Genomic DNA, 24,677 nt, shown 5'->3' with positions numbered 1-24,677 from the left:
CTGGTGGACTTTGTCTCGACGGTAAAGGAACCTTCATCTCGATCGGGTCTTGATGGTCTGAAGACAACTCGGGAGAGGTTGACGGATATGGTGGCGTGGCAGGCGCCGGACCGTGAGGTCGAGGCACTCGTGGGTGGCCGCCACGCCGACCCGTTCGCCCTTCTCGGACCTCATGAGACAAAATCGGGACTGGTGATCCGGGCCTTCGTGCCGGACGCCGCGACGCTGCAGGCGGTCGAGGCGGACGGCAAGGTCGTCGCGGAACTCACCTGCCGCCATCCCGCCGGCTTCTTCGAGGGGCTGGTGAAGGGCCGCCCGGCCTGGGCGCGCTATCGGCTGCGGGCGCGCAACGACGGCGGCACGTGGGAGCTCGACGACCCCTATTCCTTCGGCCCGGCGCTCGGCCCGCTCGACGACCATCTGCTGGTCGAGGGCACTCACCGCCAGCTCTACGAGCGGCTCGGCGCGCATATCTGCACGCATGAAGACGTCGAGGGCACGCGCTTCGCGGTGTGGGCGCCGAACGCCGCCCGCGTCTCGGTGGTGGGCGACTTCAACCGCTGGGACGGGCGCACCCACCAGATGCGCAAGCGCGTCGACAGCGGGCTGTGGGAGATCTTCGCCCCGGGCGTCGGCGAGGGCACGATCTACAAATACGAGATCATCTCCGGCGACGGTCGGCTCTTGCCGCTCAAGGCGGACCCGTTCGGCTTCAAGGGCGAACTGCGCCCCGCCACCGGCTCGGTGGTGGCGCGGGTCGACAATTTCGAATGGCACGACGAGGCCCATATCACCGCCCGCGCGCAGGGCGCGGCGCGCGAGAAGCCGATGGCGATCTACGAGGTCCATCTCGGCTCGTGGCGGCGCGGGGAGGGCAATCGCTGGCTCACCTATGACGAGCTCGCCGACGACCTCGTGGGCTATGCCGCCTGGATGGGCTTCACCCATATCGAGCTGCTGCCGGTCTCCGAGCATCCGCTCGACGCCTCCTGGGGCTATCAGCCGATCGGCCTGTTCGCGCCCACCAGCCGCTTCGGCGACCCGGCCGGCTTCGCGCGCTTCGTCGACAAGGCGCATCAGGCGGGGCTGTCGGTGATCCTCGACTGGGTGCCGGCGCATTTCCCGACCGACATCCACGGCCTCGCCCATTTCGACGGCACCCCGCTCTACGAGCATGCCGACCCGCGGCGCGGCTTCCACCCGGACTGGAACACGGCGATCTACGATTTCGGCCGGCGCGAGGTCGCCAACATGCTGATCGCCAACGCGCTGTACTGGCTCGACCGGTTCCATGTCGACGGGCTGCGCGTCGACGCCGTGGCCTCGATGCTCTACCTCAACTATTCGCGCCGCGAGGGCGAATGGTCGCCGAACCCGGACGGCTCCAACGACAACAAGGACGCGGTCGGCTTTCTCCAGCGTGCGAACGAGACCATCTATGCCGAGCATCCCGGTACGGTGATCGTGGCCGAGGAATCCACCTCATGGGCCGGTGTGTCGGCGCCGGTCTATGCCGGCGGGCTCGGCTTCGGCTTCAAGTGGAACATGGGCTGGATGCACGACACGCTCGACTACACGAAGCTCGACCCGGTGTACCGGACCTGGCACCACGACAAGCTGACATTCGGGCTGGTCTACGCCTTCTCGGAGAACTTCGTGCTGCCGCTGTCCCATGACGAGGTAGTGCACGGCAAGGGCACGGTGCTGACCCGCATGCCCGGCGACGACTGGCAGCGCTTCGCCACGGTGCGCGCCTATTACGCGCTGATGTGGGCCTATCCTGGCAAGAAGCTGCTGTTCATGGGCCAGGAATTCGCCCAGCGCCATGAATGGAGCGAGGAGCGCTCGCTCGACTGGCACCTGCTCGGCATGGGCCCGCACCATCAGGGCGTGCAGAAGCTGGTGCGCGAGCTGAACCTCGTCTACCGCGCCGAGATCGCGCTCCACGCCCATGACTGCGCGCCCGAGGGCTTCCGCTGGATCGTGGTGGACGACGCGGAGCAATCGGTGTTCGCCTGGGCGCGCTTCGGGCGCGAGGGCGACCCGCCGGTGGTGATGGTGGCGAACTTCACGCCGGTGCCGCGCCCGTTCTACCGTATCGGCCTGCCGCGGACGGGCCTCTGGCGCGAGATCCTGAATACCGATGCGGGCGACTATGGCGGCTCGGGCGTCGGCAATCTCGGCGGCGTCGTCGCCGTCGAGCAGGGCGCCCACGGCATGCCCGCGAGCGCCGAGATCGTGCTTCCGCCGCTGGCGACACTCTATTTCAGGTGGGAGCCGCCCGCGGCCTCCGCTGAGGCGGCCAACATTCCGAAGAGCAAAGGGGAGTAGACGCTACATGGCACCACGGTTGTCCCACAACGCTCCGCTCGCCCGCACGGCCATGGCCTATGTGCTCGCCGGAGGACGAGGCAGCCGCCTGATGGAACTGACGGACCGGCGCGCCAAGCCGGCGGTCTATTTTGGCGGCAAGTCGCGCATCATCGATTTCACGCTGTCGAATGCGCTCAATTCGGGCATACGCCGCATCGGCGTCGCCACCCAGTACCAGGCGCACAGCCTGATCCGGCACATGCAGCGTGGCTGGAACTTCTTCCGCCACGAGCGCAACGAGAGCTTCGACGTGCTGCCGGCGAGCCAGCGCGTCTCCGAGAGCATGTGGTATCTGGGAACGGCGGACGCCGTGTTCCAGAACCTCGACATCATCGAGGCCTACGGCACCCAGCACATCATCATCCTGGCCGGCGACCACGTCTACAAGCAGGACTACGAGTTCATGCTGCAGCAGCATGTCGACCAGGGGGCCGACGTGACGGTCGGCTGCCTCGAGGTGCCGCTCGACGAGGCGACCGCGTTCGGCGTGATGCATGTCGACGAGAACGACAACATCCTCTCCTTCCTGGAGAAGCCGAAGCAGCCGCCCTCCATGCCGGGCCGGCCGGACAAGGCGCTGGCCTCGATGGGCATCTACGTGTTCGAGACCGCGTTCCTGATCGAGCAGCTGCGCCGCGACGCGGCCGACCCGCACTCGACCCACGATTTCGGCAAGGACATCATCCCCTACATCGTCAAGCACGGCAAAGCCTGCGCGCACCACTTCTCGCGCTCCTGCGTGCGCTCGGACATGGAGACCGCGCCCTATTGGCGCGACGTCGGCACGGTCGACGCCTATTGGGAGGCCAATATCGACCTCACCGGCGTGGTGCCCGAGCTCGATCTCTACGATCGCGACTGGCCGATCTGGACCTATGCCGAGATCACGCCGCCGGCCAAGTTCGTGCATGACGACGAGGGCCGGCGCGGGCAGGCGATCTCCTCGCTGGTCTCGGGCGGGTGCATCATCTCCGGCTCGTCGCTGCGCCGCGCGCTGTTGTTCACCGGCGTGCGGGTGAACTCCTACGGCTCGATCGAGAACGGGGTGATCCTGCCCTATGTCGAGGTCGGCCGCTCGGCGCGGCTGAAGAACGTGGTGATCGATTCCCATGTGCGCATTCCCGAGGGCCTCGTCGTCGGCGAGGACCCGGAGCTGGACGCCAAGCGCTTCCGGCGCACCGACAAGGGGATCTGCCTGATCACCCAGTCGATGATCGACCGGCTGGAGCTCTAGCCGGCCGGACGGGGCGGCGCCCGGGTGCTATGGTAGCGGGGTTGGGGATACGGGGACGGCTGCGTGTCTGAGTTCAAGGTTCTTTCGGTCGTCTCCGAGGTCTATCCGCTGGTGAAGACGGGCGGGCTGGCCGATGTCGCCGGCGCGCTGCCGGCGGCTCTGGCGCGCCACGGCGTGGAGATGCACACGCTCATCCCCGGCTATCCCGCCGTGCTCGGCGCGATGGTCGAGGCGGAGCCGGTCTATCATTTCGACCATCTGTTCGGCGGCCCGGCGCGGCTGCTGGCGGCGAAGGCGGCCGGGCTCGACCTGTTCGTCATCGACGCCCCGCACCTGTTCGACCGCCCGGGCGGCCCCTATGTCGACGAGACCGGCGCCGACTGGAGCGACAATGCCGAGCGCTTCGCCGCGCTCAGCGCGGTCGCCTCGGGCATCGGGCGCGGGCTGGTGCCCGGCTTCGTGCCGCAGGTGGTCCATGCCCATGACTGGCAGGCGGGGCTGGCGCCGGCCTATCTGCACTATTCCGGCGGGTGGCGGCCCGGGACGGTGATGACGATCCACAACATGGCGTTCCAGGGCAAATTCCCCGGCGCGATCGCCGCCCATCTCGGCTTCCCGCCCGAGGCGTTCTCGATCCACGGCATCGAGTATTACGGGACGGTGGGTTACCTGAAGGCCGGGCTGAAGCTCGCCGACCGCATCACCACCGTCTCGCCCAGCTATGCCGGCGAAATCCTGCTGCCGGAGGGCGGCATGGGGCTGGAAGGGCTGCTGAACGACCGTGCCGACGTGCTCTCCGGCATCCTCAACGGGCTCGACACCGAGGCCTGGGACCCGATGGCCGACGAGCACCTGCCGGCGCGCTTCGATGCCCGGCGGCTGAAGGCGCGGGCGGCCAACAAGGCGGAGCTGCAGCGGCGCCTCGGGCTCGACGAGGACCCCGGCGCGCTGCTGTTCGGCGTTGTGAGCCGGCTGTCCTGGCAGAAGGGGCTCGACCTGCTGGCCGAGAATATCGGCACGCTGCTCGACATGGGCGCCCAGCTCGCGCTGCTGGGCTCGGGCGATGCCGATCTGTCGGGCCGCTTCTCCGGCGCCTCGGAGGCCCATGCCGGGCGGATCGCCGCCTGGTTCGGCTATGACGAGGGGATGGCGCATCTGGTGCAGGCGGGCTCGGACGCGCTGATCGTGCCCTCGCGCTTCGAGCCCTGCGGGCTGACCCAGCTCGCGGCGCTGCGCTACGGCGCGCTGCCCGTGGTGGCGCGGGTCGGCGGGCTCGCCGACACGGTGATCGACGCCAACGAGATGGCGTGCTCGATCGGCGTGGGGACGGGCGTTCAGTTCTCCCCCGTCACCGGGCCGGCGCTGCGGCAGGCGCTGCGGCGCACCCACGCGCTGTGGGGCAAGCCGGCGCTGTGGGCGAAGCTGCAGCGCAACGCGATGGCGACCGACGTCTCGTGGGAGCGGGCGGCGGTCGAATATGACCGGCTCTACCGCACCCTCGCGGCGGAGCGCGGGGCTTGAGCGAGCACCGGCTCGAGCCGGGCTCGCCGGAGCCGCTGGGCGTCACCGCCGATGCGCGCGGCGTCAATGTCGCGGTGTTTTCGGCCCATGCCGAACGGATCGAGTTCTGCCTGTTCGACGCGAAGGGCGAGCGCGAGATCGCCCGCCTCGCGCTGCCCGCGCGAACGGGGGACGTGTTCCACGGCCATATCGGCGGCGTGCCGCCGGGGGCGCGCTACGGCCTGCGCGCCGCAGGTCCGTGGGCGCCGCAGGAAGGACACCGCTTCAACCCCTACAAGCTGCTGGTCGACCCCTATGCGAGCCGGCTCGACCGGCCGTTCGTGCTGGCGCCGGCGCTGTTCGACACGCGCGCCCACGGCGCGCCGCGCGACGAGGTCGACAGCGCGGGGTTGGTGCCGAAGGCGATCGTCGCCCACCCGACCGCCGAGCCGCCCTCCCGCGCCGGCTCGTTCCCCTGGGACGACGAGGTGTTCTACGAGCTGCACGTGCGCGGCTTCACCAGACAGCACCCGGCGATCCCGCTCGAGATGCGCGGCACCTTCGCCGCGCTCGCCCAGCCGCCGGCGCTGGAGCATCTGGTCAAGCTCGGCGTGACCACGGTCGAGCTGATGCCTTCCATGGCGTGGATCGACGAGCGCCACCTGCCGCCGCTCGGCCTGTCCAATTACTGGGGCTACAACCCGGTGGTGTTCGGCGCGCCGGACCCGCGCCTCGCGCCGGGTGGCTTCACCGAGGTGCGCCGCGCCATCGAGGCGCTGCACGAGGCGGGCATAAGGGTGGTGCTGGATGTGGTGCTGAACCACACCGGCGAGAGCGACGTGTTCGGCCCCACCGTCAGCCTGCGCGGGCTCGACAACGCGACCTATTACCGCCACGCCCGCGAGGATGCGGGCCGGCTGATCAACGACGCCGGCACCGGCAACACGCTGGCGCTGGAGCGCATGCCGGTGATGCGGCTCGGCATGGACATGCTGCGGCGCTGGGCCGGGGCGGGGCTCGACGGCTTCCGGTTCGACCTCGCGGCGACGCTGGGGCGCCGGCCGGACGGGTTCGACCCCGAGGCGCCGTTCTTCGCCGCCCTGCAGCAGGACCCGCAGCTTCGCGAGCTGGCGCTGATCGCCGAACCCTGGGACATCGGGCCGGGGGGCTATCAGGTCGGGCAGTTCCCGGCCAACTGGGCGGAATGGAACGACAAGTTCCGCGACGCGGCGCGGCGCTTCTGGCGCGGCGACGGCGGGGCGGTGGGCGAGCTCGCGACCCGGCTCTCGGGCTCGGCCGACGTGTTCGCGGCGCGGCGGCGGCCGCTCTCGCGCGCGATCAACTTCATCACCGCCCATGACGGCTTCACCCTGGCCGATCTGGTCTCGTTCGAGCACAAGCACAACGAGGCGAACGGCGAGGGAAACCGCGACGGCACCGACGACAACCACAGCTGGAACCACGGCGTCGAAGGCTGGACCGACGATGCCGGCGTGATGGCGGCACGCCATGGCGACATGCGGGCGCTTCTGGCGACGCTCATCATCGCGCGCGGCACGCCGATGCTGACCATGGGCGACGAATGCGCCCGCTCGCAGGCCGGCAACAACAATGCCTATGCGCAGGACAACGAGCTGACCTGGCTCGACTGGTCCAAGGTGGACGAGGAACTCGCCGCCTTCACCGCGCGCCTGATCGCGCTGCGGCGGGCGCACCCGGCGCTGCGCGGCGAGGCGCCGCTCACCGGGCGGCCGGTCGATGCGAGCGGGATCGCCGACGTCGAGTGGCGCGCGCCCGAGGGCGGGCCGGTGCCGTGGGAGGATGGCGGCAACCGGACGCTGGTGGCGGTGTTCTACGTGCCCGCTTCCGGCGACGCGCCGGCGGACCGGGTGGCGGTGGCGCTCAACGCATCCGACGAGGCGCGCGAGCTCACCCTGCCGGCGCCCCGCGAGGGACTGGGCTGGCACGTCGCCGCCGACACGGCTCGGCCGGCGGGCGCGGGCGCGGGCGCGGGCGATCCGCTGGCGCCGCGTTCGGTGCAGGTGCTGGTCGAGCAGTCGGTGCCCGGTACGCCGGGGCGCGGCTCGGACCCCGCGCTGCTGGAGAAGCTTTCCTCGGCCGCCGGCATCGCCCCGGAATGGTGGGACGTGAACGGCACGCGCCATAGCGTCAGCGACGACACCAAGCGCTCCCTGCTCGCCGCGCTGCGCCTGTCCGCGCAGGGGGCGGGCGAGGTGCGCGACAGCCTCGCCAAGCTTTCCGACCAGCATTTCGCCCATGGCGTGCCCTTCGCCCGGGTGCTGCGGGTGGGCGAGCCGCGCACGCTGCGGCTCGGCGGGGCGGCGGCGAGCGCGCCGCGCCGGCTCGACCTCGGCCTCAAGCTCGAGGACGGCAGCGAGATGGAGTTCGCCGTCCGCCCCGGCGAGGGCGAGCGGCACACGCTGGAGCGGCCGGACGGGCGGCTGGCGCAGGCGAACACGGTGACGCTGCCCGAGCTGCCGGTGGGCCGGCACACGCTGACGCTGGGCGACGAGACCTGCCTCCTCACCGTGGCGCCGCGCGCCTGCTACCTGCCGCCGGCGCTGGAGCAGGGCGGGCGGTGCTTCGGCGTCGCCGCGCATCTCTACACGCTGCGGCGCGAGACGGGCGACCAGGGCATCGGCGACTTCACCGCGCTGGCCGACCTCGGCGCGCGGGTGGCGCAGGCGGGCGGGGCGGTGCTCGGCCTCAACCCGCTGCACGCGCTGTTCCTCGCCGACCGCGAGCGGGCGAGCCCCTATTCGCCCTCCGACCGGCGCTTCCTCGACCCGATCTATATCGACGTCGCCGCGCTGGGCGGCGATGCGGCGCCTTTCGCACCGCTGGCGGCGCTGGGCTCGGTCGACTATCCGCGCGTCTGGGCGGGCAAGGAGGCGGCGCTGCGCGCGGCCTTCGCCGGCTTCGAGGCGGCGCCTGACCCCGATTTCGACAGTTTCGTCGCCGAGGGCGGAACGACGCTGAGGCGCTTCGCGACCTTCGAGGTGATCTCGGGAATGCATCCGGGCACCAACTGGCGCGACTGGCCGGACGGGCTCGCCGCCTCCGCCGACCCGGCGGTGGAGGCGTTCGCCTGGGCCAATGAGCGCGAGGTGCGCTTCGTGCTGTGGCTGCAATGGGTCGCCGACCGCCAGTTCGCCGCCGCCGCCGCGAAGGCGCGCGAGGCGGGGCTGGAGCTCGGCTTCTACCGGGACCTTGCCGTCGGCACGGCGATGGACGGGGCGGAGGCGTGGTCGGAGGCCGGCATGCTGATGCAGGGCGTGACCATCGGCGCGCCGCCCGACCCGCTGGGCCCGGAGGGGCAGAACTGGAACCTGCCGCCCTTCGACCCGCTGGCCCTGCAGCGCGACGGCTATCGCAGCTTCGCGCGGCTGGTGGAGACGAACATGCGCCATGCCGGGGCGCTCCGGATCGACCATGTGATGGGCCTGCGGCGCCTGTTCCTGATGCCGCGCGGCGAGGGGGCGGCGGAGGGGGCCTATGTCGCCATGCCGTTCGAGGACATGGCGGGGCAGGTGGCGCTGGAGAGCGAGCGGGCGAAGTGCCTCGTGGTCGGCGAGGACCTCGGAACCGTGCCGGCCGGCATGCGCGAGCAGCTTGGCGGGGAGCGCATGCTTTCCTACCGGGTGCTGTGGTTCGAGCGGCGCGACGGCACCTTCGCGCCGCCGGAGGACTACCCGCAGGCGGCGGCGGCCTGCGTCTCCACCCACGACCTGCCGACGCTGGCGGGCTGGTGGGTCGGCGCCGACATAGACGAGCGCCATTCGCTGGGGCTGGAGACCGATGCCACGCGCGTGGCCGCGCTCGCCGAGCGGGCGGCGGAGAAGGCGCGGCTCGGCGCGGCGCTGCTGCAGGAGGGCCTGATCGCGGCCGCGCTGGCGCCGGACGCGCCGCTCGACGACAGCTTCGTGGCGGCGGTGCACGCCTTCATCGCCCGCACCGGCTCGATGCTCGCCCTGGCCCAGCTCGACGACCTCGCCGGCGAACTGGCCGCGGTCAACCTGCCCGGCACCGACCGGGAGCGGCCGAACTGGCGCCGGCGCATGGCGCACACCGCGGGGGCCATCTTCGAGGGCGCCCGCGCGCGCGGCACGCTCGACGCGATGGCGCACGAGCGCGGCCGGGGTGAGGGCTAGGCTCGCTGCGGCAGGATCGCGCCGCGCCCGCCCCGCCTTCGCGGCGCAGCAAGACGTGGATTATCCACCGCTTTTTCCTACCGCACTGCGCATGGTTATTTTTTCGTTGTCGAGGCGCGCAAGCTCGACCAAAGTCTGCTAATCGCGAACCAGTGTCGCGTTGCGCCGAGCCGCGCCAAGCGGCCGGTCCAGCCGCCATCGAGCGGAGAGGGAGGGGAACGACATGCCGTATGGCGAATTCGACATCGTCACTCTTTCGCCTTCCACCGTGCGCGTGATGCACAAAGTGGCGCACCACATCTACGAATTCTCCGTGGTGGATGACGGCAATGGCGGACGCACGGTCAGCCATGGTCCCTCCATCGTGTTCGGCAAGGACGGCGAGGCGTTTCCCGCATGGGAGCTCGTGCCCGAGGCCGAGCGTGTCGCCGTAGAGGCGGCAAGCTATCCGGGTGTGATCGGCTGATCCTCACCCGGATGCCTTTCTGACGACATTCCATCTTTCGGGGTAGGGCGCGCCCGCGCCGCCCCATGGACGCTCGCGGCAGGCCGCCCGCGGGCCGCGCGCGCCTGTGCGGCCGCCGAAGACGCGCGAAAATCGTTGCTTCATGAAATCCGAGGCGGTGCGGGGGTGCCCGACGGCTGGCATTCCGTATTTAATCATGTATATGGATGGATATATGTATACCGCTGGATATATGATCAGGGGAGCCCAGCCATGCCGTCCCGCCGTTCCTTCCTTCGCGCCGCCGCGACCCTCGCGCTCGCTTCCGCCCTGCTGGCGCCGCTCGCCCTGCGCGAGGCGCGGGCCGACGAGACGCCCATCGTCTTCGCCGCCTCGAGCCTGACCAACGCGTTCCAGGACATCGGCAAGGCCTATACGGCGAAGACCGGCAAGAAAGTGACCTTCTCCTTCGCCGGCTCCTCGGCGCTCGCCAAGCAGCTCCAGTCCGGCGCGCCCGCCTCGATCTTCGCCTCGGCCGACACCAAGTGGATGGACTTCACCGAGGAGAAGGGCCTGACGCTGAAGGACACCCGCGTCACCCCGATCGGCAACAGCCTGGTGCTGATCATGCCGGCGGGCACGGCCAAGCCCGTGACGCTCGACAAGTCGTTCGACTGGAAAGCCTTCCTCGGCGCGGACGGCAAGCTCGTCACCGGCCTCACCGACAGCGTGCCGGTCGGCATCTACGCCAAGACCGCGCTGACCAGCCTCGGCCAGTGGGACACGGTGAAGTCGCACGTCGTCGGCGCCGAAAATGTGCGCGCCGCGCTGGCGCTGGTGGAGCGCGGCGAGGCGACGGCGGGCGTGGTCTACTCGACCGACGCGGCCATCACCAAGGACGTGAAGGTGGTCGGCACCTTCCCCGCGGATTCGCACCCGGCGATCGAATATCCGTTCGAGATCGTGAAGGGGCAGGACACGCCGGCGGCCAAGGCGTTCTTCGATTTCCTCGTTTCGCCGGAAGCTAAGGAGATCTTTGCCAACTCCGGCGTCGTGGTGAAATAATCCGTCCCGGTCGTGCCGACGCGATCCCGGCGCCCCGCGCGGCGGGCCGGGATCGCGCGGCCATTTCCCGGCACCGTGCCGGAGCCGGCCGCCTGTCGGCCGGCATGACGCGTTTGAGGTCCGGATGCTCACACCCGAGGAATGGGTCGCGGTCTATCTCAGCCTGAAGGTGGCCTTCTGGGCGACCTTCTGGAGCCTGCCCTTCGCGGTGCTCGCGGCCTGGCTGCTGGCGCGCAGCTCCTTCCCGGGCAAGGGTCTCTTCGACGGCGTGGTCTACCTGCCGCTGGTGCTGCCCAAGGTCGTGGTCGGCTACATCCTGCTGCTGACGCTGGGCGCGCGCGGCTCGATCGGCCAGTATCTCGACGCCTGGTTCGGCATAAAGCTCATCTTCACCACCGCCGGCGCGACGGTGGCGGCGGCGGTGATCAGCTTCCCGCTCTCGGTCAACGCGATCCGGCTGGCGCTGGAGGCGGTGGACCGGGGGCTGGAGACCGCCGCGCGCACGCTCGGCGCCTCGCGGCTCGACGTGTTCTTCTCCATCACCCTGCCGCTGATGCTGCCCGGCATCCTCTCCGGCGCGCTGCTGTCGCTGGCGGCGTCGCTGGGCGAATTCGGCGCCACCATCACCTTCGTGTCGAACATCGAGGGGCGCACCCGCACCATCCCGCTCGCCATCTACAGCGCGACCCAGCTTCCCGACGGCGACGCCATGGCGATCCGCCTCACCGTGGTGTCGGTGGTGCTCGCGCTCGGCTCGCTGCTGCTCGCCAGCCTGGTCGACCGGCGAATCCGCGTGATGATCGGACGGGCATGATCGAGATCGATATCCGCATCGACCGCCCCGGCGGCTTCTCGCTGGAGGCCGGCTTCGCGGCGCCGACCTCGGGCGTGACGGCGCTGTTCGGCCGCTCGGGCGCTGGCAAGACCACCATCATCCAGTCGGTGGCCGGCGTCGTGCGGCCCGATAGCGGGCGTATCGCTATCGACGGCGAGCCGTTCTTCGACAGCGCGCGCGGCATCGACGTGCCGATCGAGGCGCGCCGGGCGGGTTACGTGTTCCAGGATGCGCGGCTGTTCCCGCATATGAGCGTCGAGCGCAACCTGCGCTATGGCGAACGGCGCAGCCGGGCGAAGGAGCGTCCGATCCGCTTCGAGGCAGTGGTGGAACTGCTCGGCATCGGCCACCTGCTGGCGCGCCGGCCGCACACGCTCTCGGGCGGCGAGCGCCAGCGCGTCGCCATCGGCCGGGCGCTGCTGGCCCAGCCGCGCCTGCTCCTGATGGACGAGCCGCTGGCCGCGCTCGACGCGGCGCGGAAGGCGGAGATCCTGCCCTACCTCGAACGCCTGCGCGACGAGATGCGGCTGCCGATCCTCTATGTCAGCCATGCCATCGACGAGGTGCTGCGCCTCGCCGACATGGTCGTGGCGCTGCGCGAGGGGCGGCTGGTCGCCGCGGGGCCGGTGGGCGAGGTGATGTCGGCGCCGGAAATCCTGCCGGTGGTCGGGCGCTTCGACCTCGGCACGCTGATCGCCTGCACGGTGAGCCGGCACGACGAGCGTTACGGCCTGTCCGACCTCGCCTTCTTCGGCGGGTCGCTCAGGGTGCCGCGGGTGGAGATGCCGATCGGTGCGCCGGTGCGCGCAAGAGTGCGCGCGCGCGACGTCGCGATCGCGCTGGCCAGGCCCGAGGAGGTCTCGGTCTCCAACCTGCTGCTGGCAACGGTGGAGGAGGTCCGGCTGCTCGAGGGGCCCTATGCCGACGTGGTGCTGAAGGTCGGTGAGGGCCACCTCGCTGCCATGGTGACGCGCGAGAGCGCGGAGCGGCTCGCCCTGCGCCCCGGCCTCGCCGTCTGGGCGATGATCAAGACCGTGGCGGTGGACAGCCGCACCACCGATTTCGAGGCGCGCGAGTAGCGCCTGCGCCTCGGTCCCGCCTCCGTCCGAAAGACGTCAGTGGCAGTGGCTGGTGCCGGCCTGCCGGTCCATGTGGCAGCACTGGCCGGGCGGCGAATTCTTGCGGCAGCCGCCGCCATGCGCCTCGGCCGCCGGCGCGAAGCCGACCATGGCAAGTGTCGTGAGCATGGCGAGCCCGGCGAGCGTCGCGGTGGTCATTCGGAAGAGCATGGCGTTTCCCCCCATCCATGTCTGGCGCGGCCGGGTGCGGCCGCGCGTTCGACATATGACGGAAAGGAAGGTGTATAGCAACCTTTGGTTGTATCGCGCCCGCCGGACCCGGGCGGCCGGGCCGCCCGATCCGGGCCGCTCAGGGCTTCTTGCTGACGGGGCCGTCGGCCGGGCGGGGCTGGGCCATCTCGCGCGAGGCGTCCTCGGTGACGATGATGTCGCCCTTGCGCACCGTCGTGTCCTGCTGCGCGCCGAGCGCCTGCGCCCAGCTCTCGCCCGCCGGGCGGCAGGAGCAGGTGGGCACGAACTGCTTCTTGTAGAGCAGCGCGTTGGGCAGCGACATGTAGGGCTGGCCGTTGGTTGCGACCGCCTGCTCGATGTCCTCGCCCGGGTTGCGATAGGCGAACAGCCGCGCCTCGGTGCCGGGGCACTGGCGCTGGCAGGCCTGCTCGTCCGAATAGAAGCGCGCCGGGGTGGCGGCATAGGAGAGCGGGAAGAAGAAGCCGTCGCAGGTGCGCACGCAGACGGTGCGGTAAGTCGAGACCTTGGGCATTTCGAGCGGCTGGACGTCGAGCGGCTCGGATTCCTCGCGCGGGACGCCGAACAGAGTCTCGAAGAAGTTGCGCGGTGCGCGGCGCGGCGCCCCGTTCGCGCCGCCGACCGAGCCCTGGCCGAGCGCCGCCTGGTACTGCGCGCCGCAATTGTTCTGGGCGAGGGCGTAGATGAGCTGCCGGCGCTGGTCGTCATTGCCCGAGCGCTGGTTGCGCGCCTGCATCATGGTGCGGTCGAGCGCGGAGCGGGCGTCGGTGAGCTGGCGGTTCAGGCCCTGGCACTGCGGGGGAAGCTGCGGCTGGAAGATGAGGAAGCCGCGCTTGTCGCAGCCCATCTGCCGGACCTGGGCGGACAGGTTGGCGACCTGCTGCTGCTGCTGGGCGATGGCCTGGGAAAGGTCGCGCTGCCCGCCGCCGCCACGATCGAGCGCGGCGAGCTGGCCTTCGAGCCGGATGCAGGCCGACCGGTCGCCACCCGCCTGCGCGTTGGGCGGCATGTCCTGCGCCCGGGCGGCGACACTCAGCATCGCGAGGGAGGCAAGGAGGGCGAGCGGGCGGAAGGCGTGAAGGCGCAAGAGCATCATCAACCGAGCTTCATCATTCGGGCGTGCCGGCCGCGGGCCGGTCTCGTTCGCCCTGTGTGCCGGAATCGGGCGTCGGGGGCAATGAGCACGCCGAGGGTGTCGAAAGTTTGAAGGCGGACCGGTCGCGGCCGGCCCCGCTTTGCGCCGGGCGGCGGGCATGCCCATATGCGGGCGGACCCGAACGGAGCCCACCTCATGACACCCCTACGTCCGACGACCCCACCCACCGCCTCGCGGGGACCGGCCCGCCTTCTCGCCGTTCTCGCGCTCGTCATCGCGACCGGCCTCGCCGGCCTGCTGCCGGCGGCGGCGCAGGAGCCGGACCTGATCTTCAAGAAGTCGACGGTGTGGAAGTTTCTCACCCCCGACGACAAGCTCGCCACCTATGGCATCGACGACCCGGTCGTGGAGGGCGTCGCCTGCCACTACACCATCCCCGAGCGCGGCGGGGTCAAGGGCATGCTGGGCGTGGCGGAGGAGGTGTCGGACATCTCGATCGCTTGCCGGCAGATCGGGCCGATCTCGTTCAAGGGCAAGTTCGAGCAGGGCGACGTGGTCTACCGCGAGAGCCGCTCGCTGATCTTCAAGAAGATGCAGATCGTGCGCGGCTGTGACACCAAGCGTAACGTGCTGGTCTATCTCGTCTATTCCGACAAGCTGATCGACGGCAGCCCGAAGAACTCGACCTCGACGGTGCCGATCATGCCGTGGGGCGCGACCAACGAGGCGCCGCGCTGCGCGGATTTCGTGAAGTGAGGGCCGGGCGGGACGGGAAGGGCGCCCGGCGCCTTTCCCTGCCTACTGGCTGCAGGTGATGGTCACCGTCTCGGCGCAGGTGCCGCCGAGGCAGGCCGGGACCGGGGCGGCCGCGGCGTCGGAGGCGGCCGGCTTGCCGGCGACCAGCTTCACCAGGCTCGCGGCCTTGCCGTAGCTGGCGGCGCGCTGGAAGTCATGGACCCGGCACCAGGCGTCGGCGACCGCCTGACCGCAGGCATCGCCGGCGGAGAGGCAGGTGTCGATGCCGTAGCCATCCGAGCTGTCGACGACGAACATCTTGGTGATCGGCCCCTGGGCGAGCGCCAGCGACGGCGCGCAGGCGAGGGCAGCGGCGAACAGGGCGAAGCGCAGGCTCGAGGCAGAACGCATGGGATTTCGTCGGTTGGGGTTACGGAGCGGCTGACGACAACGTGAATGTGGCGAAAAGGTTTGAAGCGAGGCTTAACGTTTTTTCCGCACCCGGGGCGTTCGCAAGCAGCGGCGCGCTGATAGCGCCACCGCCCGGCTTGCGTCAACTGCCACGGATGTGATGGGAACAGGGATAGTCTGTGGCGAATGGCAGCGCTTTCGCGAAAGCAGGAAGCGCGTACCGGGCCTTTTCAGCCCGCACGCTTGACGCGGCCGGCCAAACCGGGGACAGACGCGGCGCCGCCCGTGCCGGGCAGCACAATTTCGAAGGCGAATATCGATGTCGGACGCACAGGCGGGGCTTCCCGAGCTGAAACTCTACAACACGCTGACCCGCGCCAAGGAGGGCTTCGCGCCGCTCGATCCGGCGCTGGTGCGGATGTATGTGTGCGGCCCGACGGTCTATGACTACGCGCATATCGGCAATGCGCGGCCGGTGATCGTGTTCGACCTGCTGTACCGGGTGCTGCGCCATCTCTACGGCGCCGACCACGTGAAGTATGTGCGCAACATCACCGACGTGGACGACAAGATCAACGCGCGCGCGGCGGGCGAATATCCCGGGCTCGACCTCAACGAGGCGATCGCCAAGGTGACCTTCGCCACCGAGGCGCAGTTCCACGACGACCTCGAGGCGCTGGGCGTGATGCATCCCGACGTGGAGCCGCGCGCGACCGAGCACATCGCCGAGATGCGGACGCTGATCGAGAAGCTGGTCGCCTCCGGCCACGCCTATGTGGCGGAGAACCACGTGCTGTTCTCCGTGCCCTCGATGCCCGATTACGGTGAGCTCTCGCACCGCCCGCTTGACGAGATGCTGGCGGGCGCGCGCGTCGACGTCGCCCCCTACAAGCGCGACGCGATGGACTTCGTGCTGTGGAAGCCCTCGCGGCCCGGCGAGCCGGGCTGGCCCTCGCCGGCGGGCATCGACGTGAACGGGCGCCCGGGCTGGCACATCGAGTGCTCGGCCATGTCGTGGCGCCATCTCGGCGAGACCTTCGACATCCATGGCGGGGGCATCGACCTCGTCTTCCCGCACCATGAGAACGAGGTCGCGCAGTCGCGCTGCGCCTTCCACACCGGCATCATGGCCAAGGTCTGGATGCATAACGGCTTCCTGCAGGTGGAAGGCGAGAAGATGTCGAAGTCGCTCGGCAACTTCGTCACCATCCGCGACCTGCTGGCGGACTGGCCGGGCGACGTGCTGCGCCTCAACATGCTGAAGACCCATTACCGCCAGCCGATCGACTGGACGCTGAAGGGCCTTGAGGAGAGCGCGAAGACGCTGGAGCAGTGGTTCGACGCCGCCGCCCCCGACGCCTATCCGCGCCCGGCGCCGGCGGTGCTGGAGGCGCTCGCCGACGACCTCAACACGCCGAAGGCGATCGCCGAGATGCACGCGCTGAAGGACCATGCCGGCAAGAAGGCGCTGGGCGGCACGCTCGCCTTCCTCGGCTTCAGCGAGGCACCGCTCAGGAGCTGGGCGGCCGGGCGCGCGCCCACGCTCGACATCGCGCCCGAGGAGGTGGAGGCCCGCATCGCCGAGCGCATCGAGGCGCGGCGCAACCGCGATTTCGCCACCTCCGACCGCATCCGCGACGAGCTGCTCGCGCTCGGCGTGGCGCTGAAGGACAACAAGGACGGCACCACGAGCTGGGAGCCGCGGCGGTGAGCCCGGCGCCCGCCGCCGCGCTGCGCCCGGCGCTGCCGGCCGACGTGCCGATGCTGTCCGAGATCGCGCGCGAGGCGATCCTCGGGCTGACCGGCGAGGACTATGACGAGGACCAGCAGGAAGCCTGGGCCGAGTCGGCCGGCGACGAGGCGGCGCTGGCCCGGCGCCTCGCCGACCATTTGACGCTGGTGGCGACGCGCGAGGGCGAGCCGGTCGGCTTCATCGCGCTCGCCGACAACCGGCTGATCGACATGCTCTTCGTGCACCCGGAAGCCGCCGGGCAGGGCGTCGGCGCGCTGCTCTACGACGCGGTGGAGAAGCTGGCGGGCGCACGCGGGGCGAAGGTGCTCGCTGTCGATGCGAGCGATACCGCGCTCGGCTTCTTCCAGAAGCGCGGCTTCGTGCCCAAGAGCCGCAACACGGTGCCGCGCGGCGGCGTCTGGCTCGGCAACACGACGATGGAAAAGACCCTCGGCGAGCCGCCGACCACGCACTGAGCGGGCGGCGGGCCGGCTCTCCTCACATCCGGTCGAGCACGCTCTCCTCGGCCTCACCGTGCAGCGCCCCCTCGGCGACGGTCGCAACTGCGGACTGGAGCTGGGGCAGGACCGCGCTCACCTCGTTGGCGACCAGCAGCCGCACCGGGCGCGCGCCGTTGATGAAGCCGGTCGTCTGCATGTGGTCGATCAGGGTCAGCAGCGGCTTCCAGAAGCCGGCGATGTTGAGCACCATCACCGGCTTGCGGTGGCGGTTGAGCTGCACCCAGGTCATCTGCTCGACCAGCTCCTCCAGCGTGCCGATGCCGCCGGGCAGGGCGATGAAGGCGTCCGCCCGCTCGAACATCAGCCGCTTGCGCTCGTGCATGTCCTTGGTGACGACCAGTTCATGGGCGTGCTCGAAGGCCTGCTCCTTGCCGATCAGGAAATCGGGGATGATGCCGGTGACCATGCCGCCGGCCTCGGCGCAGGCGCGCGCCGTGGCACCCATCAGGCCGACACCGCCGCCGCCATAGATCAGGCGGATGCCCTCGCGCGCCAGCTGGTGGCCGAGCGCGATGGCGCTGTCGATGTAGATGGAATCGTCCCCGGGGGCGGCTCCGCAATAAACGCATACGCTTCTGATTTTCGACATGGCTCACATGGTGCATGGCGAGAGGGACGCGGGCAAGCGCCTCGATCATCCATCGCATCCGCCGCGGCCGCGCGCAAACGACGCTGCCGCGGCGACGGCAAGGCAACGGGCCGCCGGGCAGGAAGGTTCCTGCGCCCGGACTTGCCTCCATCGTCAATCGACGATAAACGATTGCCATGATCGATCCCGTGGCCGACGATCTCCTCGCCCTGCGCCTGCGCGCGCTCGCCCATCCGGCGCGGCTCGCCATCGTGCGTGCGCTGGCGCGTGCCGAGCGCTGCCAGTGCGGCGACATCGTGCGCGGCCTGCCGCTCGCCCAATCGACCGTCTCGCAGCATCTCAAGGTGCTGAAGGAGGCGGGCCTCATCACCGGCGCCATCGAGGGGCCGCGCTCCTGCTATTGCCTCGACCGCGCGGCCTTCGCGGCGCTGGCCGGCGAATTCACCACGCTGATGGAGCTGCTGTCCGGCGCGGCGGGGGAGGGGCGCAGCCCAGCCCTGCAGGCGCCGGCCTTGGCGCCGGCGTCCGCGGCCCCCATCTGCACGTCAACGAACGAATCCGGGCCGGTCTCGGCCTGACCGAAGCAGAATTGGAAGTGCTGAATGTCCGCACCTGATGGCGGAACCGCCGTTTCGCGTCCCTCCAAAGCCTCCGAGATCAATCCGCGCGGCAGCCTGCTGGTCGCGCTGAAGGGGCTGTGGCCCTATCTGTGGCCGGCCGACCGGGCGGATCTGCGCGCGCGCGTCGCCTGGGGCCTGCTGCTGCTGGTGCTCGCCAAGATCGCCACCATGGCGACGCCGTTCTTCTTCAAATGGGCGACCGACGCGGTGGCCGACAGCGAAGGCGCGCGCATCAGCACCGATGCCATCGCCTGGCTGATCGCCGCCCCGCTGATGCTGACCCTCGCCTACGGCTTCGCCCGCGTCGTCATGGCCGGGCTGACGCAACTTCGCGACGGGCTGTTCGCGCGGGTCGCGGTGCACGCGGTGCGGCGCCTCGCGCTGGAGACCTTCCAGCACATGCACGCGCTGTCGCTGCGCTTCCACCTCGAGCGCAAGACCGGCGGGCTGACGCGGGTGCTGGAGCGCTCGCGCGAGGGCATCGAGACCATCGTGCGCATGCTGGTGCTGCACCTCGCGCCGACCATCCTCGAATTCGCGATGGTGATCGGCGTGCTGCTGTGGCAGTTCGACTGGCGCTACGCTCTGGCGGCGGTGGCGATGATCGTCGGCTACACGCTCTTCACCTTCATCATGACCGAGTACCGGATGGGTATCCGGGCGGCGATGAACGAGAGCGACACCGACGCCAACGCCAAGGCGGTCGACAGCCTGCTCAACTACGAGACGGTGAAGTATTTCGGCGCCGAGAAGTGGGAGGCCGAGCGCTATGACCGCTCCATGGCCCGCTACGAGCGCGCCACCGTCCACACCCACACCTCGCTCGCCTGGCTGAACGCCGGGCAGGCGGCGATCTTCACGCTCGGCCTGACGGCGGTGATGGCGCTGTGCGTGTTCGACATCCGCGCCGGGCGGCAGTCGGTCGGCTCCTTCGTCATGGTCAACGCCATGATGATCCAGCTCTACCAGCCGCTGAACTTCCTCGGCATGATCTATCGCGAGATCAAGCAGTCGCTGATCGACATCGAAGCGATGTTCGCCATCCTCGCGCGGCCGCCCGAGATCAAGGACACGGCGCAGGCCCGCGTGCTGGAGCTGAAGGGCGGGGACGTGCGCTTCGAGAACGTGCGCTTCTCCTACGACCCCGACCGCGAGATCCTCAAGGGCGTGTCGTTCGAGGTGCCGGCCGGGCGCACGGTGGCGATCGTCGGCCCCTCGGGGGCGGGCAAGTCGACCATCTCGCGCCTGCTGTTCCGCTTCTACGAGGTCAATGAAGGCCGCATCCTGATCGACGGGCAGGACGTGCGCGAGGTGACGCAGGAATCGCTGCGCCACGCCATCGGCATGGTCCCGCAGGACACGGTGCTGTTCAACGACACGCTGGCCTACAACATCCGCTACGGGCGTACCGATGCGAGCGACGAGGACGTCGCGCGCGCGGCCGAGCTGGCGCAGATCGACGGCTTCGTGCGCCGCACGCCCAAGGGCTACGCGACCGAGGTCGGCGAGCGCGGGCTGAAGCTCTCCGGCGGCGAGAAGCAGCGCGTCGCCATCGCCCGTACCATCCTCAAGAACCCGCCGATCCTGATCCTCGACGAGGCGACCTCGGCGCTCGACAGCCACACCGAGCGCGAGATCCAGGACGCGCTGGAGCGGGTCTCGCGCGGGCGCACCACGCTCGTCATCGCGCACCGGCTCTCGACCGTGGTCGGCGCCGACGAGATCATCGTGCTGGAGCACGGGCGCATCGCCGAGCGCGGCACCCATGCCGAGCTGATGCTGCGCCGCGGGCTCTACCATTCGATGTGGGAGCGCCAGCGCGAGGCCGAGCGCGCCCGCGAGACGCTGAAGGAAGCCGAGGACGAGGAAGAGGTCGGCGCCGTCACCAGCGACGCGGCGGCCTGAGCGCCGGGCGAAACGGAGCCGCACCATGGCTGAGCGGGCGGCAAGGAAGGTCGGCATCGCCTGCCAGGGCGGGGGAAGCCACGCCGCCTTCACCGCCGGCGTGCTGCGGCGGCTGATGCAGAAGGACCTGCTGGAGCGCTACGAGCTCGCCGGCATCAGCGGCACCTCGGGCGGGGCGATCTGCGCCGCGCTCGCCTGGACCGGACTGAAGCAGGGCGGCCCGCAGGAGGCGCGCGAGCGGCTCTACCGCTTCTGGGACCACGCCAAGGCCGACACCCCGCTCGACGCCTGGCAGAACTACTGGGGGCAGGCCATCGCCAGCCTGCCGTGGCGGCTCGACGTCAGCCCCTACCGGGTCGAGAGCGGCGCGGACCGGGTGCTCGGCAGCTGGCTCAGGGAGTTCCTGAAGCTCGAGGAACTGACCAAGGAGGCCCGCGCGGGCGCGCCCTACCTGTTCATCGGCGCCACCGACGTGCTGAAGGGCGACCGCTGCATCTTCAGCGGCACCGACCTCGACTATCCCGAACTGCTGGGCTCGGCGGCGCTGCCCTTCCTCTACCGGGCGGTGCACACGCGCGGGCACGTGCTGTGGGACGGGCTGTTCAGCGTCAACCCGCCCATCCGCGACCTGCTCGACCTCGATCTCGACGAATTGTGGGTGATCCAGATCAGCCCGCTCGCGGTGGCGCAGGAGCCGAAGACCTTCGAGGCGATCCGCGACCGGCGCGACCAGCTCGCCGGCAACATCTCGCTGGCGCAGGAACTGCACTTCGTCGACAAGATCAACGAGATCGTGGCGCTCAACGGCGAGCTGAAGCGGCGCCGGCGGCGCGGCGAGCCGCAGCACTACTACCGCCCGGTGACGATCCGCCTACTGGACGCCGGCCTAGACGAGGCGAAATACGGCTACGGCTCCACGCTCGACCGCAGCCCGGAACTGATCGACGAACTGATCCGGCGCGGCGAGGCGATGGCCTCGCGCTTCTTCGACGAGGAGACGCTGTGGCCGCGCCGGGGCGCGCTCGAAGGGCGCACCATGTCGGTGGCGCCGCGGCGGCGCGCGCGGCGCAAGCCGGCCCCGGAGCCCGACGGCGGCATTTGACGGCGCGCGCGCGCGGCCCTACCTGTGCCCGGGTGCTCACCCGCGGGAAACCGTTCTTCATGTCCGTCATCGATTCCATCCGCAGCGGCCTCGTGCCGATCCACCGTGAAGGCTACCCCTTCATCCTGATCGGCGCGGCGGTGTCTGCCGTGCTGCTCTGGCTGCTGCCGCCGCTCGGCTGGATCTGCGTGCTGATCACCGCGTGGATCTGCTACTTCTTCCGCGACCCCGAACGCGTGACGCCGATCCGCGAGGGGCTGGTGGTCTCGCCGGCCGACGGGCGGGTGTGCCTCGTCGGCCCGGCGCTGCCGCCGCCGGAGCTGGGCCTGGGCGAACTGCCGCTGCCGCGCGTGTGCATCTTCATGAACGTGTTCGACGTGCATGTGAACCGCGCGCCGCTGGCGGGCCGGATCCTGCGCATCGCCTATCGACCCGGCAAGTTCCTCTCCGCCGACCTCGACAAGGCGAGCGAGGACAATGAGCGCTCGGGCATGGTGCTCGACACCGCGATCGGCGAGATCGGCGTGGTGCAGATCGCCGGGCTGGTGGCGCGGCGCATCGTCAGTTTCGTGCGCGAGGGCGACAGCCTCACGCCCGGCCAGCGTTTCGGCCTGATCCGGTTCGGCTCGCGGGTCGACGTCTACCTGCCGCCGGGCACGCACCCCGTGGTCGCGGAGGGCCAGAGGGCGATCGCCGGCGAGACGGTGCTCGCCGATCTCGCCGCCACCGTGCCGGCGCCGTCGTTCCGCGTGGACTGAACCCAGCGAGGTCTGCCATGTCCGACTTCTTCCCGCCCTTCGAGCCCGACGACACCTCCGAACCGGACGGCCCCGAGCCGGAGCGCCGCCGCCGGCGCTTCCAGGCGGTGCCGGTGCGGCTGCTGGTGCCGAACGTCGTCACCCTGCTGGCGCTGTGTGCGGGCTTGACCGGCATCCGCATGGCGGTGGAGGGACGGATGGAGGTGGCGCTCGGCGCCATCGTCATCGCTGCCGTGCTGGACGGCATGGACGGGCGACTGGCGCGCATGCTGCAGGGCACCTCGCGCTTCGGCGCCGAGCTCGACAGCCTGTCGGACTTCGTGTGCTTCGGCGTGGCGCCGGCGCTGGTGATCTACATGTGGGGGCTGGAATCGCTGGGCTCGATCGGCTGGATCGCCGCGCTCTCCTTCGCGATCTGCGCGGCGCTTCGCCTCGCCCGCTTCAACGTGATGCTGGACGACCCGAACCGGCCGCCCTTCGCCTCCGAGTTCTTCACCGGGGTGCCGGCGCCGCTGGGCGCCCTCGTCATGCTGCTGCCGGTCTATCTGGAGCTGATCGGCCTGCCGCGGCTCGAGGCCTTGCCGGCGATCGCGGCGGTGTTTTGCCTGGCCATTGCGCTGCTCATGGTCTCCAAGGTGCCGGCCTATTCGGGCAAGAAGCTCGGCTCGCGCATCCCCCGCGACAAGGTGATGCCGCTGTTCGTGTGCGTTGTGCTGTTCGTGGCGGTGCTGGTGACCTGGCCGTGGGCGGTGCTCTCGGTGCTGTGCGTCGGCTATCTGGCAGCGCTGCCCTTCTCGGCCATGCGCTACGCCAAGCTCATGCGCGACTACGAGGCGCGGCAGGGCGCGAAGGCCGCCGCCAAGGCGCGTATGGTCGAGCCCGGCCTCGACGGCGGCGCACCGGACCACGACCGGCCGAGCCACCTCAACTGAGGTAGTGACCCGAGCCGGCACGGCCGGCCGTGTGGGCGATGTCGTTCGGGGGAACTATTCGGCGCGGCGGTCGGCGAGGGCGGCGACGCGCATCGCCAGCGGGGCGCCGGGGAAGATCTGCCGCAACAGCCGCAGCGCCTCGGCGTCGGAACCGGGATTGGCGATATCGAGCTGCTGGCGCATGAGCTGGGCCACCGTCGCCGTATCGGCCGAGCGGCGCGGAAAAGCGCGCGGAAGCTCGTCGTACACGGTCGTGGACGACGACGGCTCCTGAACTACACGTGCAGCCTGCAGCATCACAATCCCCTCCGATCGCAAGAGCGAATCAATCAGCTTTCCTCATGCTCAACATGGGCCAGCCGGACCTCGAACGCACGAACTATTTTCCAGTTCCCGACTTTGTGAGGTCGCGCCACACAAAGTGCTCGCAACTAGTCCGCGAAACAATGGGCAGGATTGCGTATTTTCCCGCGTCCGATGTTTCGAATATGACAATAAATTACTGGATCGCCCGCCGGCGAAGTGCGGCGCGCACGGCCGGAGACTTTCGAGCCGGCAAAGTCTAGCGCCGCTCCATGACGGATTCATCACCCGCGCCACAATAAATGACTGGATTTATCCAGTCATTCCGGCATGGAGGTCTTTAGGTAGGGGTGTGGCCTGCGCCCTTGAACGTCTCGCCGCGTCCTGCCGGAGTTGAGGCGGGCGTCTCAGGAGCGGGTCAGCGTGACCTTGGCGCCGTCGCCGGTGGCAACGCCGTCATACTCGCCGTCGCCGGCCGGCTTCAGCCGCGCCGTGACCTTGCCGAGATGGTTCTGCAGCACGATCTCGCTGCCCCAGACGTCCCAGCCCTTGGTCATGAAGATGTCGTTCGGGCAGCCCACGTCCGCATTGGCGGCGAAGCCGTTCATGCCGCGGTCGGTCGAGAGCGTGATCTTGCAGGTCTTCTGGCCGTCGTCCCAGCCATAGTTCCAGGCGCCGGCGAGCTGCGTGCGCGCGGCGCCGGGCTCGGCATAGGCGACGCCGCCCGGCGCGGTCGGCGCGGGCGGGGCCAGTGCGACCGGGGTCTGCGGCGTCGTCTTGGGCGTGACCGCGGCGCTCGCGGTGGCGGCGCTGGCGCCGGTGGCCGTGTTGGCGCCGGCGACGTCGCTCGGCGCGGGGACCGGGGCGCTCACGATCGAGCCGGAGGGTGCGGGCGTGATCTGGCTGATTTCGGCGGGGGCGGGGGCCGTCGATGTACCGAAACCGTCGAGTTCCGTGCTGCAGCCGCCGAGCAGGAGGGCGATGGCGGCGGTTCCCGCAAGGGCATAGACGTTCATCGACC

The 24,677-nt window shown here is 70.1% G+C and carries 22 protein-coding genes; 16 read left to right on the top strand and 6 right to left on the bottom strand.

The window, feature by feature from the left end; genetic code table 11:
* The first annotated feature begins 87 nt into the window (after window positions 1-87).
* The 8 genes from glgB (at window position 88) to modC (ending at window position 12,703) form a co-directional block, all read left to right on the top strand.
* Window positions 88-2,331 carry a 1,4-alpha-glucan branching protein GlgB gene (gene glgB, locus NVS89_RS14785; protein ID WP_258733522.1) on the top strand — a complete coding sequence of 748 codons (2,244 nt, stop codon included), beginning with the start codon at window positions 88-90 and terminating at the stop codon, window positions 2,329-2,331.
* Window positions 2,332-2,338: 7 nt separating this feature from the next.
* On the top strand, window positions 2,339-3,607 hold the full coding sequence (glgC, locus tag NVS89_RS14780) for a glucose-1-phosphate adenylyltransferase (protein WP_258733521.1): 1,269 nt from the start codon (window positions 2,339-2,341) through the stop codon (window positions 3,605-3,607).
* 63 nt (window positions 3,608-3,670) lie between these two features.
* Window positions 3,671-5,128 carry a glycogen synthase GlgA gene (gene glgA, locus NVS89_RS14775; RefSeq protein ID WP_258733520.1) on the top strand — a complete coding sequence of 486 codons (1,458 nt, stop codon included), beginning with the start codon at window positions 3,671-3,673 and terminating at the stop codon, window positions 5,126-5,128.
* Window positions 5,125-9,279 (top strand): glycogen debranching protein GlgX, encoded by a 4,155-nt coding sequence (gene glgX, locus NVS89_RS14770; protein WP_258733519.1) that lies wholly within the window; start codon window positions 5,125-5,127, stop codon window positions 9,277-9,279. The genes glgA and glgX overlap by 4 nt, the downstream gene beginning before the upstream one ends.
* Window positions 9,280-9,502: 223 nt before the next feature.
* Window positions 9,503-9,745 carry a hypothetical protein gene (locus NVS89_RS14765; protein ID WP_258733518.1) on the top strand — a complete coding sequence of 81 codons (243 nt, stop codon included), beginning with the start codon at window positions 9,503-9,505 and terminating at the stop codon, window positions 9,743-9,745.
* Window positions 9,746-9,997: 252 nt separating this feature from the next.
* The gene (modA, locus tag NVS89_RS14760) at window positions 9,998-10,789 is read left to right on the top strand and encodes a molybdate ABC transporter substrate-binding protein (RefSeq protein ID WP_258733517.1); all 792 of its coding nucleotides are present in this window, start codon (window positions 9,998-10,000) and stop codon (window positions 10,787-10,789) included.
* A 124-nt stretch (window positions 10,790-10,913) separates the two neighbouring features.
* The gene (modB, locus tag NVS89_RS14755; protein WP_258733516.1) at window positions 10,914-11,603 is read left to right on the top strand and encodes a molybdate ABC transporter permease subunit; all 690 of its coding nucleotides are present in this window, start codon (window positions 10,914-10,916) and stop codon (window positions 11,601-11,603) included.
* Entirely contained in the window at window positions 11,600-12,703 is a 1,104-nt protein-coding gene (gene modC, locus NVS89_RS14750) for a molybdenum ABC transporter ATP-binding protein (RefSeq protein ID WP_258733515.1), read from the top strand. The genes modB and modC overlap by 4 nt, the downstream gene beginning before the upstream one ends.
* 36 nt (window positions 12,704-12,739) lie before the next feature.
* Here modC and NVS89_RS14745 read toward each other — a convergent pair whose 3' ends face one another.
* Together NVS89_RS14745 and NVS89_RS14740 are read right to left on the bottom strand one after the other, a co-directional pair.
* Window positions 12,740-12,913 (bottom strand): hypothetical protein, encoded by a 174-nt coding sequence (locus NVS89_RS14745; protein WP_258733514.1) that lies wholly within the window; start codon window positions 12,911-12,913, stop codon window positions 12,740-12,742.
* Window positions 12,914-13,052: 139 nt separating this feature from the next.
* Window positions 13,053-14,048 (bottom strand): DUF2865 domain-containing protein, encoded by a 996-nt coding sequence (locus tag NVS89_RS14740; protein WP_258733513.1) that lies wholly within the window; start codon window positions 14,046-14,048, stop codon window positions 13,053-13,055.
* A gap of 195 nt (window positions 14,049-14,243) precedes the next feature.
* Between NVS89_RS14740 and NVS89_RS14735 the strand changes: the two genes are divergently transcribed.
* A complete protein-coding gene (locus NVS89_RS14735) occupies window positions 14,244-14,804 on the top strand; it encodes a CreA family protein (protein ID WP_258733512.1) in 561 nt (186 codons plus the stop codon).
* A gap of 42 nt (window positions 14,805-14,846) precedes the next feature.
* On the opposite strand, the gene NVS89_RS14730 is transcribed toward NVS89_RS14735, so the two are convergent.
* On the bottom strand, window positions 14,847-15,194 hold the full coding sequence (locus NVS89_RS14730) for a hypothetical protein (protein WP_258733511.1): 348 nt from the start codon (window positions 15,192-15,194) through the stop codon (window positions 14,847-14,849).
* A gap of 319 nt (window positions 15,195-15,513) precedes the next feature.
* Between NVS89_RS14730 and cysS the strand changes: the two genes are divergently transcribed.
* Both cysS and NVS89_RS14720 read left to right on the top strand, forming a co-directional pair.
* Window positions 15,514-16,905, top strand: coding sequence for a cysteine--tRNA ligase (gene cysS, locus NVS89_RS14725; RefSeq protein ID WP_258733510.1), 1,392 nt, complete (start codon window positions 15,514-15,516; stop codon window positions 16,903-16,905).
* A gap of 50 nt (window positions 16,906-16,955) precedes the next feature.
* Window positions 16,956-17,402, top strand: a complete 447-nt coding sequence (locus NVS89_RS14720; protein WP_258733589.1) for a GNAT family N-acetyltransferase — start codon at window positions 16,956-16,958, stop codon at window positions 17,400-17,402.
* 22 nt (window positions 17,403-17,424) lie between these two features.
* On the opposite strand, the gene NVS89_RS14715 is transcribed toward NVS89_RS14720, so the two are convergent.
* Window positions 17,425-18,036 carry an LOG family protein gene (locus NVS89_RS14715; RefSeq protein WP_258733509.1) on the bottom strand — a complete coding sequence of 204 codons (612 nt, stop codon included), beginning with the start codon at window positions 18,034-18,036 and terminating at the stop codon, window positions 17,425-17,427.
* Window positions 18,037-18,212: 176 nt separating this feature from the next.
* On the opposite strand from NVS89_RS14715, the gene NVS89_RS14710 reads away from it, so the two are divergent.
* From NVS89_RS14710 to pssA, 5 genes are read left to right on the top strand one after another with little or no spacing between them, the layout of a single operon-like run.
* Window positions 18,213-18,614: an ArsR/SmtB family transcription factor gene (locus NVS89_RS14710; RefSeq protein WP_258733508.1), complete on the top strand. Its 402-nt coding sequence runs from the start codon at window positions 18,213-18,215 to the stop codon at window positions 18,612-18,614.
* 24 nt (window positions 18,615-18,638) lie between these two features.
* Window positions 18,639-20,561: an ABCB family ABC transporter ATP-binding protein/permease gene (locus tag NVS89_RS14705; protein ID WP_258733507.1), complete on the top strand. Its 1,923-nt coding sequence runs from the start codon at window positions 18,639-18,641 to the stop codon at window positions 20,559-20,561.
* 25 nt (window positions 20,562-20,586) lie between these two features.
* Window positions 20,587-21,663, top strand: coding sequence for a patatin-like phospholipase family protein (locus NVS89_RS14700; protein WP_258733506.1), 1,077 nt, complete (start codon window positions 20,587-20,589; stop codon window positions 21,661-21,663).
* A 59-nt stretch (window positions 21,664-21,722) separates the two neighbouring features.
* Complete coding sequence (locus NVS89_RS14695) at window positions 21,723-22,421, top strand: phosphatidylserine decarboxylase (RefSeq protein ID WP_258733505.1); 699 nt, start codon at window positions 21,723-21,725, stop codon at window positions 22,419-22,421.
* A gap of 17 nt (window positions 22,422-22,438) precedes the next feature.
* Window positions 22,439-23,353 (top strand): CDP-diacylglycerol--serine O-phosphatidyltransferase, encoded by a 915-nt coding sequence (gene pssA, locus NVS89_RS14690; protein WP_258733504.1) that lies wholly within the window; start codon window positions 22,439-22,441, stop codon window positions 23,351-23,353.
* Window positions 23,354-23,407: 54 nt separating this feature from the next.
* On the opposite strand, the gene NVS89_RS14685 is transcribed toward pssA, so the two are convergent.
* Window positions 23,408-23,650, bottom strand: a complete 243-nt coding sequence (locus tag NVS89_RS14685; RefSeq protein ID WP_258733503.1) for a transferase — start codon at window positions 23,648-23,650, stop codon at window positions 23,408-23,410.
* 413 nt (window positions 23,651-24,063) lie between these two features.
* The gene (locus NVS89_RS14680) at window positions 24,064-24,672 is read right to left on the bottom strand and encodes a protease inhibitor Inh/omp19 family protein (RefSeq protein ID WP_258733502.1); all 609 of its coding nucleotides are present in this window, start codon (window positions 24,670-24,672) and stop codon (window positions 24,064-24,066) included.
* Between the last annotated feature and the right edge of the window lie 5 nt (window positions 24,673-24,677).

The sequence above is a fragment of the Ancylobacter mangrovi genome, from assembly GCF_024752355.1.
GTDB classification, from domain to species: domain Bacteria; phylum Pseudomonadota; class Alphaproteobacteria; order Rhizobiales; family Xanthobacteraceae; genus Ancylobacter; species Ancylobacter mangrovi.
The sequence above is the reverse complement of the archived record's forward strand: the minus strand, read 5'-3'. Positions and strand labels throughout refer to the sequence as shown.